We start from the raw sequence: 13,013 nt of genomic DNA on the forward strand, positions 1-13,013 counted from the left end.
TACTTGTACATTGCTCCAAATCAACTTCCTGACAGCAGTTTCGGTGCTAATTGAACCACAGATCCTTTCGTAGGGGCACGGCACCAGTAAGATTATTATAGCGGTTTTCGGATCGGTGAGGTACAGTTTTAAATCGCAAAGCCTGTAGGGGCGGGGTTTCCCCGCCCTTGGTTGTATTGCATCCAAGTGAGAACCGCTATACATGTACCAGAAGATTCTCGCTGCCGTGCCCCTACTGCGTGGTCTAATTAATGGAAAACTGCTGTAACTAAGAGGTTGTTTGATATTTACAATAAATTGTGATTTTTCAAACATCAATATTTTACATTTCAATTCGCCATAGTAAATACAGTATAATGAATTATAAAGTAAAGGTTAATAAGAGGGAAGAATAATACTACTCCTCTAAAGCCGTGGTTGATTCAAGTGACAGAAATAACGCTTTAGAAAATAACTTTGGACATTAAGATTTTTTTTAATTCTTCTTTTTTGCCTTGAGTAGATTTTTCTATTGGCAATTAAATGAAGGCAAATTTTAATGTCAGTAAACAATCCCTTAATACATCCGAAAAATCAGCTACTTGCTGCTTTACCTCCTTCCGAATATGAAAGTCTTGTGCCTCATTTGCAGCTAGTTCCACTCTCAAACCAGCAAGTTATTTACGAAGTAGGAGAGCCGATCAAATACGCTTACTTTCCCCATCAGGCAGTAATTTCTTTAGTTATCATTATGGATGATAGTTCAACAGTGGAAGCGGCTTTAGTTAGTCAAGAAGGTATGGCGGGTATTCCCATAATTTTGGGAGACAATATTTCATTCCTCCAAGCTGTTGTGCAGGTACCAGGCGATGGAATGCGGATCAATGCAGATGTACTCAAAACCGAGTTTGACAAGGGTGGATATCTGCAACGCCTGCTGCTGCGCTATGTACAAGCTGTATTCAGCGAACTAGCACAAGGATCTGCTTGTAACCGTGTCCATAGCCTAGAAAAGCGCCTCGCCCGCTGGCTGCTGAAAGTTTCTGACCGGATTGGATCTCAAGAATTTCCGCTGACGCAAGAATTTATGGCGCAAATGCTGGGCGTAAGGCGTTCTGGTGTTACTGTCGCTGCTAATACCCTCAGCCAATCAGGAATTATCAGTTACCACCGTGGTCAGATTACTATCCTGGATAAGCAGGCTTTAGAAGCCGCTTCCTGCGAGTGTTACCGGGTAGTAAAAACCGAATTTGCTCGGTTATGGGGTAATTTGTCTGTATGCAAACAGCGATAAAAATTTTTACATTTCTATGTGCGAGAGCGGACAGACAAGCACATCTACAAGCGTTTAAATAAAAGATGAGTGAGCATGGAAATTTAATCGCTACTCCAGATTTTAAACTTTCATAATGGTCGAAATTATGGATAACAAACCCATTTCGTTCAAGGGACTACGCTTACTTGTTGTTGATGATGACCTTGATACAACAAAGCTACTCACCATTTTGTTTGAACTTGAGGGGGCAGAGGTTATGGCGGCGAATTCAGCAGAGGAAGCGCTAGAAATCCTCTCATGCTTCCAACCAGATGTCCTGATTAGCGATATTTGCTTACCCGATGAAGATGGCTACTCCTTACTGCGAAAAATTAAAAAACTTGACATAGAGCGAGGTAGAATCACAAGAGCGATCGCTCTTAGCGCCTATGTGATGGATGAGGATCGGCAATATGCATATTTAGCAGGTTATCAAAACTATCTACACAAGCCGATTAACTTAGATGAATTAGCTAAGGCAGTTCATGATTTAGCTCAACTCCAGCAGTATGCTTGATATGGGAGAGAAAGCAGAAGGCAGAGGGGACAACGGAGATAAATCACTATTGCTTTGTTGACAACTGACAACTGACAATCGCGGATATTGTAGCATCAGGCAGAAATCCAGTTTGTTGAAGAGAGCGATCGCTGTGATAATTATCTAATTGACAATCTATCTATTAAGAATCTATACAATCGAGCTTGGTATTTGTTCTAACGAAACCAAACCATTGTCTTCAAAATCTATCTCCAGATGATATCCTTCCATCATTGCAACTCCCAATAAAGGCTGATAACCAGAAGCTAAAATCAAGACGACTTTTTCTACATCATCCCAAAGAACAGTTGCTAAATGTATAGCTGAGAAACCTTCGCTACCGTCAGCTAATTTTATAGGTGTACTGGAATACAAAGGAAGATTCATTGCACTGACTGCTTGTGGTGGTAAGGTAAGATAACCGTTGAATCCAGTATCGATGGTAAAATTCAACGAAAAATCTGGTTGTTGTGGTAAACGAAAAATCACTGGAACTATTGCCTTATCACCTATCAATCTTCCATAAATCATTCAACTGTACGCTCCATAGAAGCACCACCAAAACTAAACGCAACATCATAACCAATTCGCATAGTAAATAATCTAGCGATGGGATTCTTCTGCTTTAACCTTAATGCTGATTCAACACCACTTTTATCAATTCCATATTCGCCTGTTTCCGCATCAATCACAATCATTTTGCCAATATTATCGCCATGTTCAACTTGTTGGCGAATCCCATTTTCATAAAATTGTTTGGCTCTTTGAGCAACTTCTTCTACACTCCAAAAAATAGCCTGCATATTACACCTAATTTTCGTCTAGTGTTTTTTCTATAGCGCTTCTCGTTGGGATGCAATACCCTATCACCCCACCCCTAGCCCCTCCCCGCAAGCAGGGAGGGGTTCCAGATTTCAACTGAGAACCGCTATAGCATTTCCTAATAACATGAGGTACATCATAGCCCCCTCCTCGCTTGCGGGGAACTCGGGGCCCCCTTTGGGGATTAGGGGCAGGGGTTGGGGGTGGGGTTCGGTGTACCTCACTTGACAGAGAACCGCTATATATTTTAATTATAGGGGTGACAATCCGCTGTCCATAAGCACTCAAGCTGGCACTGTATACCAATGATTTAGAGCAAGCACTGATTCTAACTACGAATTATTTTTTCCGCTTTTTCCTAGCAGCATCTCGCACTTGTTGATTGAGTAAATAGCCAAAGCCGGCTGTTTCCAAGCGCGTTACAAATTCCTCGCGGGTGTTACCCAGTGCTTTCGCCGTAGCATCTAAGTTCCAGTTATATAAATGTAACTGACTGAGTAAATAAACTCGACGGGTTTGGGCAGCTGAAAGGCGGTAAGTTTTGAGATATTCTAATTCGCCATTTTCTCGGACGATCGCTTCCCCAATATGATTTTCCTCTTTGGGAAGCAGATTAGTGATAAATCTTTGTAAAACAAACGGCCCCATTGTATATACTCGCTGGGAATTTAGCTGACGTTGCAACAGTCCTTCAGCCATGAACCCCTGAAAAGCAGCCCAATTTGATCGCATTTGCGCGATCGCACTTCGCAAAGAAGCCAAACTATTAATTGTAGAATCATCTACAGATACATCCATTGGCAAAGGCGTGTTAAACATCAAACTGTATTCATAAATCAACTCGCCGTAGAAGTCCTCTAGTAAACTGGTGTGCAAAGCGCGATAATCCTCTGGCGTGGGAACCACAAAAGCCGATGCTAAAGTCTCAGCCACAAATACCAACACCCCAACCTGTCGAGGATGAATCTCAAATACCCGCAAAGCATCTTCCAATCCCGCAATATAACGTCCACTAAAAGACATTTCCGAACGAGAACCTAAGCCGTGAGACAGGGCATACTTAGAATATTCACTCCAAGCAATATCTGGGCCAGAAAAAAACAATGACAGAAAACCTTCCATCGCCAAATGCAGGGGTAAAAATCTCAGTTGATTCTGAGATTCCCGCTTAGCCATGCGATGCATCAACCGCACACTTGCACAACCGCAATCTAAACGCTTATCGTCTGGCTTCAACATCTGTCCGCCAAAGCTAGCAATGGGGCTACCATCATCACTCCAAGAAATCACCAACCCATGAGGCACATAGGAATAATATTTCATCCCAGGTTCCGTCATCTTTCCATCCAAGGAAACAACAGTAATATCTTCGTTGTAACCACGCCGCACTAACCGTAAATCTCCCCGCACCTCACGCCGCAGTAAAGGTACAATCCGCACTGCACCCCGTATCTGCGAAGGTGCAATTTCCAAGCCTTTTAAAGATATATCGGTTAATAATTTCTGTTTGCTTGCCATATTTCAAAATTATTTATCAAAATTATTCATTTATATTGTTGACGGTGCGTTGCGCTTGGCGACAACACACCCTACTAAAGACTTCTTTGCGCCTTTGCGCCTTTGCGTGAAACAAAAAAGCTGCAACTTCCGAGTTCCGAACCGCAACTTCCGAGTTCCGAACCGCAACTTCCGAGTTCAAAACCGCAACTTCCGAGTTCAAAACCGCAACTTCCGAGTTCAAAACTGCAACTTCCGACTTCAAAACCCCAACTTCCGACTTCAGAACTGCAACCTCCGAGTTCAAAACCCCAACCTCCGAGTTCAAAACCCCAACTTCCGAGTTCAGAACTGCAACTTCCGAGTTCAAAACTGCAACCTTCATGTTCCACTCAGCATTTCTCGCACTCGTTCAGCCAAATATGCTTCTAATTCAGACAACGGTGCAGAACCATCAGCAAAGCGAGCAAATCCTAACATGGTTGGTAAATCTTCTGCATCCCTTAATCCCACTGTGGGGATAATTGGGCTGAGATTGCGCAAAGAAAAATCTTCAGAATTAAACACCGGATTGCAATGAATGATGGAAGTTCGCCGCCCAGGATCTAACTTAGTCCGAAATACCCGCAAAACTTCCGCCGCACCCTTGGGGGGATAATTTTCGCAACCATCAGATACAATCACAATCAAGTCTGCACCAGAACCCAAAGCGGCTAATAGTGGTGTAGCTAAATCAGTTTGTCCGTGGGCGCGTACTTGCAATGCATTTTCTGTGGGTACTGTCCAAAAAGGACGATATTCCTTTGCTGCTGCTTGTAATAAATAGTGCGTAGCCAAAGCCACACCCAAAGGACGGCGGCGCTTTTCACTAGAACCAGAACTAGAGTAGCTACAATCTAAAACAGCGGCAACTTTTCCCAGCTTTAACGGTGCTTTTTTTAACACATACCGCGCCGATCGCTCCATTGCTTGATGAAAAATATCCCATCGCTGTGTTCTGGTTTCCAGAGGTAAAGATAGAATATACAAAGCCAACTTAGTTAAAGGCAAACGTCCCAAATCTAAGTCAATTTCCACCTTTTGGGTGCGTTCTGCTGCACCTTGAAACCGCAACTTTTCCCCCACAGTCATTTGCTGTTGAATGCGGCTTAAAAACACATCGCGCTTAATCTTGTGTTTAATTGCTAATCCCTCCGCTACAGTGAAAGGTAGCTCGTAAATTGCTTCTGCACTGTAGTGCGCTTGGCGAAATTTCTCAAACAACTCAGTTTCGTAAACCCTTTGTTTCCAGTTGCGGAAGAGAAAAGTACCCAATTCACCTTGAAGTTTCAGGTGCGCATGGGATGCGATCGCTCTTACCTTCGGACGATACTTAACAGCATGGAAACTTAAATCACGACGCTGTTGTAGGTAGTCGCGTGCGATCGCTCGACTGCGCCGATTATTAATCCGAAGCTGACGCAACTGCTGTAAAACCCCCCAAGCCCGTTGTGGTGGTAAAGCATTCAGCGCATGAGCAATTAAAGCACCCTCTTCTTCCTTATTTTCTGGCAAAGTATCTTTTCCCGTCGCCAACAGCTTCAGAATAATTTGCGCTTGATTGAAATGATTAATCCCCGCAGCCAAAGAACGTGCATAAAGTAAACGGTAATTACCGAGAATATAATCGTGTAAAAAATCAATTGATACTCTTTGACCATAAGCATCATCATAAAACTCACGCTGTCCCGTGCAAGCTAGACAAGCATTAATAAACATTACCAAATCTTCCCGCGCCACCTGTTCAACGCGGTTATTATCAGCAGCCATAATAAATTACGAATTACGAATTACGAATTACGAATTACGAATTACGAATTATTTAGAGTGCTGTTCGGGGAAAGATTAGCACGACTTAGTTTAACAATTTGACAAACTGGAACGGAAGTCATACTCAAGTCCCGCGAACAGCAAGACTGAAAACTTTGAGATAAATCTACACTATAAATAATTATGAATTACGTTAGCGAAGCGGTAGCGAGGAACGAGCGTCATTATGAATTACGAATTATTTAGGGTGCTGTTCGGGGAAAGGCGGCGCGACTGACTAGGACGAATTCACAGTTCGGGTTCGGAAGTCACACCAGAGTCCCGCGAACAGCAAGACTGAAAAACTTAAGAATCAAGCGTAACAGAATTGTTCAGTTTGCGCGAGTCGCTCAAGCAATAACTCCGCAGATTTGCTCAGGGAAGTGACAAAAATACCTACTTCACTATCTTGATGAGAAGCTATCCAAGTACCTTTGAGAATAACTTCTACCGCCGAAGCATCACAAGAACAAACTTCTACAATATTTGCTTGATTTAATTTCTTTAAATCCACCAGATGAGAAGATTCACAAGTAAGTAGAAATGCTGCCTGACTAGATTCGATGTAAATATTAGTTGCAGAATGCAAAGCTAGCATAACTCTTTGATTTACCCAATCTGTCAAAGATACTTCGAGATATTCTAAGCTAAAGCTATTTTCTGTGTAAGTAAGTTTTAACATAGTGTTTAAGTGCTTCATCTATATATTGAGAATATGTTAAGGAATTTCCCCTCAGCCAATCGAGAGTAAAACAGCCCAAACGCTTGTCTAATCAGCTTTATACAGCTAGGGTAGGTGAGTTAAGCTAGGGGAATCCCCCAACTTTATCTTTGTGAATTTCCCCCATGCGATGCCTACGGTGGCAAGCTACGCGCCGTAGAAAGTAACTATCTTTGTAGTCAGCCGCTCTAGCCCTTTTGTAGATTTGTAATGAACTGTATCAATTAGTCTCAAATATTGATTTTTTTTGTAATCAATTAAACTAGATAAACTTTTTTAGACATTTTTATCCTTGCTCGTAATTATTATCAGAACTGTAGTTTAATGAAAAATAGTTAGAAGAGTTGAAGTTTTTCATAAACGTACTGAAGTAACAGAGGGGATCATATCATGCGAGAAATGAGTTTTAAACCCTTAACTGAAGAAGACCGTCAGAAAAATCAATATCTAGACAAAATTAATCATGCTCCCTATCCCACCATTGTTTTAATAGCAATGGCGATGTTTGTGCTATTTACTATAGGGATATTAATGGGCGCTTTTTAGAGCCGATTTGGAGTATTACAACAATTCAATTTTTTGGTAGTGGAATTCTAAGCACCCTCCCCTGGATTACAGGAGAGGGTTTAAATTTGTTTATAGATGACACAGCTTCGCGCCATAAAAATATTGTCTTTTTATGGCTATAAATAATTTATTGGAAACCCTAAATAATGCCAATACTTACAAAAATTCGCTGGCGAACTATTATTTCTCTGGCTATTGTTCTGCCCATTGGACTTTTATACAGCCACTATCGGCATTCTGTTTGGTGGTTGAACCAAGAGGTAGGCGGGATTTTTTATGAGATATTTTGGTGCTTATTCGTCTTTATATTTATTCCCACTCGCCGAGCAGTTTGGCAAATTCCTTTATGGGTATTAGTAATTACTTGCTTAGTGGAGTTTATGCAATTGTGGCAAGCACCATTTCTAGTTTGGGTACGTTCATTTTGGTGGGGAAAAATGTTACTTGGTGCTGTCTTCACTTGGGCAGATTTTCCCTATTATTTTATTGGTAGTGGCTTAGGATGGCTGTGGTTATGGCTGATATATCGGGGAGTAAAGTTAAAATAACGAGTTAAATTACAGATGCGATCGCGCAGCACAATCACGCAATTTACTACCTGAGGTTATTACATCAACCTTGGGATGTTTCCCATCCTTAACTTGTGGATAACTGAAAGTTTACTAATAAGCCTACTTAATCGTGATAAATTCCAACTTTGTAATTGCTAGATTTTGCTCTAGCAATCCTATTTGTGTTGTGAAAAATATAAGTTTTACCTGTCAACAGTCAACAGTCAACAACTCAGAAAATTTTATGGAATCCAAACCTTCACAGCAGCTAAACCGTCGCCAATTCTTGCTAACTTCAGCTATCACAGGCGGTGGAATTGTCGCTAGCAATCTTTTATCCCAATCAAGAGTTTTCGGCCAAGCGCCTGCAATCATTACATCGGAAAAGATGCGTCCTGGTGTACCTTATGGTGTAGCCTGCGGAGATATCAGCAATGATAGCGCCCTGATTTGGAGTAAAAGCGATCGCCCCGCAAGGATGATTGTAGAATACTCTACTAGCGAATCTTTTCGTAATGTGCAGCGTGCGATCGGGCCGAATGCTTTAGAAGATAGCGACTTTACAGCACGGCTAAGTCTTGACAACTTACCCCCAGGTGAACAGATATTTTATCGGGTAATTTTCCAAAATTTAGCTGATAAAAAAATCTCCAGCGTTCCCGTTACAGGTACTTTCCGCACTCCCGCCAAAAATAGAAAAGATATATTCTTTGCTTGGGGTGGAGATACAGCCGGTCAAGGATGGGGTATTAATCCAGATTTCGGCGGGATGAAAATTTACGAAACCATGCGGAAAATGAATCCCGACTTTTTCATCCATTCCGGCGATAATATTTACGCTGATGGCCCAATTCCATCGCAAGTAACCTTCGACGACGGCACAATTTGGAAAAATATCACCACACCAGAAAAATCGAAAGTTGCAGAAACTCTCGCAGAATTTCGTGGCAACTATATCTACAATTTAATGGATGAAAACGTCAGACGGTTTAACGCTGAAGTTCCCATCCTATCGCAGTGGGATGACCACGAAGTAACTAACAATTGGTATCCTGGAGAAATTCTTCTTAATGACAATCGCTACACAGTTAAAGATGCTTCTTTACTAGCCCAAAGGGGAAGACAAGCATTTTTAGAATATATGCCTATTCGCTATAACGGCGATCCAACAGATAAAACAAAAATTTATCGCTCTTTCAGCTATGGGCCATTACTAGAAATTTTCATGCTTGATGAGCGTACCTATCGAGGGAAAAACACCAATAATCGCCAAACAGTACAAAGTCAAGACACAGAATTTTTAGACACAAAACAAATTCGATGGTTGAAAAAGCAATTGCAGCAATCAAAAGCTACCTGGAAAGTAATTGCTAGTGATATGCCTTTAGGGCTTGTAGTTCGAGATGGTAGCACTGACTTTGAAGCTTGGGCGAATGGAGATGGCCCAGCTTTAGGAAGAGAACTTGAACTTGCTGACTTACTACGGTTTATTAAACGCAACTATATCAAGAACGTTGTTTGGTTAACAGCTGACGTACATTACGCCGCCGCCCACTATTACGATCCAGGTAAAGCACAGTTTACCGACTTCAAGCCTTTTTGGGAATTTGTTGCTGGGCCTCTCAACGCTGGAACTTTTGGGCCTAACCAACTTGACAATACCTTTGGCCCGCAAGTGAAGTTTCTCAGCATTCCCCCAGATTTGAAAGCAAATCGTCCCCCCAGTGAAGGTTTGCAATTCTTTGGTACAGTCAAAATTAATAGTTATACAACCGTGATGACAGTAGGGTTGCATAACTTGAAAGGTGACACTCTTTACAGTATTGATTTACCCCCAGAAAAATAAATCGCTGATATCAATTCTCTCAAAATTTGAAATTGATCAGCCCTTTTAATGTGACTCAAAAAATCTTTTTTCTCTTTGCGCTCTGGAGCGTCATCTGCGGTTTAAAAATAATTCATTTAACCACAGCGACACAGAATAATTCATGGTGAGATAATTTTTATCCACCTTGAAAGGGCTAATCAATTAAACTTTAGTATTGACAAAAATACCAAAGATGTGTTTATTTTTATAAATTACATTTTTCGTAGGGGGTTTAGCATTGCTAAACCCTTCATCATGCTCATCTCTCACTGGCAATCCTTGGTATTCTTTATGCTGACTTTATTAATATGAATTACATCTTCACAAAAAAATAATATAACAGTTCGGACTTAGGCAACTGGTACACTAATTAAAGCTTAGGTTTATCCATCGTTCATAGTTAGTAGGAGAGGATCTTGTGAGATTTTCACTTAAAATAAAGAAATCTACTTTAAAGCAACATGTACAAAAATCAACAATTGAGAATTGATTGAGGTGAAAATTAATATTTTTTAAATAATTTCAGACGCTTTATATTTAAACCTCGTCCATTTTGAAACCTGGAGTAGTGCGGGCAATATGCCCGCTACGAAGCGCAGGGAGCAAGATGCTCCCACTACTTTTAAAACTATGGTTCTCAAAATAGATGTGGTTTATTTCGGGAAAATCCCACATTATATAATTTATAAAAAACTTCACTTCAAAAATGATTTGCTTTCACTTATAGCGGTTCTCGTTTGGATGCAATACACAGGAGGGCACAGCAGTACTGTGCCCCTACGAATGATCTGTATTCTATGCAATTGAGAACCGCTATATCAATAAATGAACAATAAACAAAAAGCATGATTACACCACTCAATATCACCAAATTATACTTATGGAAAGAACCGTTCTTTGCTCAACCGCTGATCGGTCGTTCGGATATCTTTACAGTTAACGATGGCGGATGGACAACTCAGGATGGCTATTTCCGCCAGCTAGCTGATGTCAACGGTGATGGTCGCGCCGATATCGTTGCTTTCGGTCTAGATGATGTCTATGTCTCACTAGGTAACAGCAATAGCACTTTTGGCAATCCGATTGTTGCTCGTTCGGATATCTTTACAATTAACGATGGTGGATGGTCAACTCAGGATCGCTATCCTCGTCAGCTAGCTGATGTCAATGGTGATGGTCGTGCCGATATTGTCGGTTTTGGCTTAGATAACGTCTATGTCTCATTAGGCAATAGCAATGGCACTTTTGGCAATCCCTTTATCGGTCGCTCAGATAGCTTTACAGTTAACGATGGCGGATGGATAACTCAGGATAGCCATCCCCGCCAACTAGCTGATGTCAACGGCGACGGTCGCGCCGATATTGTCGGTTTTGGCTTAGATAACATATATGTCTCATTAGGCAACAGCAATGGCACCTTTGGCAATCCCATTGTTGGCTTTACCGCTAACAATGGGGGATTGGTCAGTCAAGATAGCTATCCCCGCTTGCTAGGTGATGTCAATGGTGATGGTCGCGCCGATATTGTCAGTTTTGCTGCAACTGATGTCTGGGTTTTCCTCGGTAAAAGCAACGGCACTTTTGCTAATCCTATTGTTGGTATTAAAAACTACTTTACACCTAAAAATAATTGGACGAGTCAGAATCTCACTCCCCGCCAACTAGCTGATATCAATGGCGATGGTCGGGCTGATATTGTCGGTTTTGGGCTAGATAACGTCTATATTTCGCTAGCTAATAGCAATGGTACTTTTGCTACTCCCCGAGTCGGGATAAACAACTATACGAGCAATAGTACATGGACAAGTCAAAATGCCACTCCTCGCCAAGTAGCTGATGTCAACGGCGACGGTCATGCTGATATTGTCGGTTTTGGGCTAGATAACGTCTATGTCTCCCTAGCAGCTACCAATAAAGTAGAACTTGTAGGCGGTGCTGGGAATGATGTACTCAATGGTACTAATCAAAGCGAGCTTTTGAAAGGGGGAAGTACTCCCAATAGTGACTATATTAAAGGTTTGGCGGATTTGCGAGCTGCTGGTGTGGCGATCGCAGGCTACGTCTGGACAGATTACGGTAAACGCGATATTGAAGAAGTTAAAGCTGATATCGATTTATACCAAGACTACTACAACGTCAATAGTATCTTTTTTGATGAAGCTGCTTCTAATGCTAGTCAGGTGAACTACTACAAAGAGTTACACGACTATGTCATCAAAACCAGCAAACTAAACAAAGTAATTCTCAATCACGGTACTAAACCAGACACAGGTTATTTGTCCAAATTACCTAATGCCAACTTAGTCATTTTTGAGAGTAACACGGGTTGGAGTGAAGCCACAAACCCACCTAGCGGCTATAACTCCAACCGATTTTCCAGCCTGATGTATTCTGTAGCCGATCCAGCGGTAATGAAAAACTATATCGACCTGGCTGTGAATCGCAATGTTGGCTATGTCTATGTTACAGACGATGGCGCAGATGGAAATCCTTGGGATAGACTACCTACTTACTGGCAACAAGAGATAGATTATATTGATTCTTTGCCTGCTGCTAGCAATCTAAATGTTTTACTGCCACTCTACGCCTATCCTAATTGGTATAGTTCCAGCTATCTTTGGGATGAAGTAGCTGCTGCTAACGCTAAAGTACCCATTACAGCAGTGATCAATCCCAATCATGGCCCGCAGACAGGAAATGATACTCTCAATGGCGGCGATGGCAATGATACCCTACTTGGTTTTGATGGGAACGACTCTCTTCAAGGCGGAAACGGTAACGATCTGCTAATAGGTGGTGCTGATAATGACTTACTTTATGGCGGAAATAATAACGATACTCTCAAAGGCGGTAGCAATAACGACAAACTCTATGGTGATAGTGGGAATGACATTCTCGATGGTGGTTCTGGTAATGATACCCTCACTGGCGGAGGTTCTTCAGTCACTAGCAGCGAGATAGATACCTTGACAGGTAATACTGGGGCTGACAGATTTGTTTTGGGAGACGCATCGACTTATCTTTACATTGGCCCAAGTTATGCCAAGATCACCGATTTTAACGCCTCTCAAGGCGATGTGCTTCAGTTGAAAAGCTCTCTCTATGTCAATGAATACACTTTTACCTATGAATCTAGTACATATGGTAATACAGGGATATTAGACTCGCTAATTTACCAGGGTAATGATTTGATTGCTGTGGTGCAAGATGCTTTAGCAACATCACAAAATACTATATTTGTCTAGGGCAATAGTCAGTACGCCTTTCAAGGTGCAGACAAATTCTCCAAAATAAAATGAGACTGAGAC

Annotated in this window: 12 protein-coding genes; 6 read left to right on the forward strand and 6 right to left on the reverse strand. The window is 41.6% G+C overall.

Features of this window, described 5'->3' with window-relative positions; translation table 11 throughout:
- Window positions 1-538: 538 nt before the first annotated feature.
- Together AACU32_RS33450 and AACU32_RS33455 are read left to right on the forward strand one after the other, a co-directional pair.
- The gene (locus AACU32_RS33450) at window positions 539-1,273 is read left to right on the forward strand and encodes a Crp/Fnr family transcriptional regulator (protein ID WP_096606309.1); all 735 of its coding nucleotides are present in this window, start codon (window positions 539-541) and stop codon (window positions 1,271-1,273) included.
- Between the two features lie 127 nt (window positions 1,274-1,400).
- Complete coding sequence (locus AACU32_RS33455) at window positions 1,401-1,811, forward strand: response regulator (protein ID WP_096608288.1); 411 nt, start codon at window positions 1,401-1,403, stop codon at window positions 1,809-1,811.
- A gap of 171 nt (window positions 1,812-1,982) precedes the next feature.
- Here the strand turns inward: AACU32_RS33455 and AACU32_RS33460 are convergent, their stop codons facing one another.
- The 6 genes from AACU32_RS33460 to AACU32_RS33485 all read right to left on the reverse strand — a co-directional run bounded on the left by AACU32_RS33460 (window position 1,983) and on the right by AACU32_RS33485 (window position 6,681).
- On the reverse strand, window positions 1,983-2,363 hold the full coding sequence (locus AACU32_RS33460) for a clan AA aspartic protease (RefSeq protein ID WP_096606311.1): 381 nt from the start codon (window positions 2,361-2,363) through the stop codon (window positions 1,983-1,985).
- A complete protein-coding gene (locus AACU32_RS33465; RefSeq protein WP_096606313.1) occupies window positions 2,360-2,635 on the reverse strand; it encodes a hypothetical protein in 276 nt (91 codons plus the stop codon). Before AACU32_RS33465 ends, AACU32_RS33460 begins: the two co-directional genes overlap by 4 nt.
- Window positions 2,636-2,993: 358 nt before the next feature.
- Window positions 2,994-4,172 (reverse strand): ARPP-2 domain-containing protein, encoded by a 1,179-nt coding sequence (locus AACU32_RS33470; protein WP_096606316.1) that lies wholly within the window; start codon window positions 4,170-4,172, stop codon window positions 2,994-2,996.
- A gap of 22 nt (window positions 4,173-4,194) precedes the next feature.
- Window positions 4,195-4,536 (reverse strand): hypothetical protein, encoded by a 342-nt coding sequence (locus tag AACU32_RS33475; protein WP_096606318.1) that lies wholly within the window; start codon window positions 4,534-4,536, stop codon window positions 4,195-4,197.
- On the reverse strand, window positions 4,533-5,960 hold the full coding sequence (locus AACU32_RS33480) for a hypothetical protein (protein ID WP_096606320.1): 1,428 nt from the start codon (window positions 5,958-5,960) through the stop codon (window positions 4,533-4,535). Before AACU32_RS33480 ends, AACU32_RS33475 begins: the two co-directional genes overlap by 4 nt.
- Before the next feature lie 352 nt (window positions 5,961-6,312).
- On the reverse strand, window positions 6,313-6,681 hold the full coding sequence (locus AACU32_RS33485) for an alr0857 family protein (RefSeq protein WP_096606322.1): 369 nt from the start codon (window positions 6,679-6,681) through the stop codon (window positions 6,313-6,315).
- 429 nt (window positions 6,682-7,110) lie between these two features.
- Between AACU32_RS33485 and AACU32_RS33490 the strand changes: the two genes are divergently transcribed.
- The 4 genes from AACU32_RS33490 (at window position 7,111) to AACU32_RS33505 (ending at window position 12,950) form a co-directional block, all read left to right on the forward strand.
- On the forward strand, window positions 7,111-7,266 hold the full coding sequence (locus tag AACU32_RS33490; RefSeq protein ID WP_339378493.1) for a hypothetical protein: 156 nt from the start codon (window positions 7,111-7,113) through the stop codon (window positions 7,264-7,266).
- Window positions 7,267-7,433: 167 nt separating this feature from the next.
- Window positions 7,434-7,835, forward strand: a complete 402-nt coding sequence (locus AACU32_RS33495; RefSeq protein ID WP_096606324.1) for a ribosomal maturation YjgA family protein — start codon at window positions 7,434-7,436, stop codon at window positions 7,833-7,835.
- 247 nt (window positions 7,836-8,082) lie between these two features.
- Window positions 8,083-9,684 (forward strand): alkaline phosphatase D family protein, encoded by a 1,602-nt coding sequence (locus tag AACU32_RS33500; protein WP_096606326.1) that lies wholly within the window; start codon window positions 8,083-8,085, stop codon window positions 9,682-9,684.
- Window positions 9,685-10,550: 866 nt separating this feature from the next.
- Window positions 10,551-12,950, forward strand: coding sequence for a spherulation-specific family 4 protein (locus AACU32_RS33505; protein WP_096606330.1), 2,400 nt, complete (start codon window positions 10,551-10,553; stop codon window positions 12,948-12,950).
- The last annotated feature ends 63 nt before the right edge of the window (window positions 12,951-13,013 follow it).

Origin of the sequence: Calothrix sp. NIES-2100 (assembly GCF_963875285.1) — a bacterium.
Classification (GTDB): Bacteria; Cyanobacteriota; Cyanobacteriia; order Cyanobacteriales; family Nostocaceae; genus Aulosira.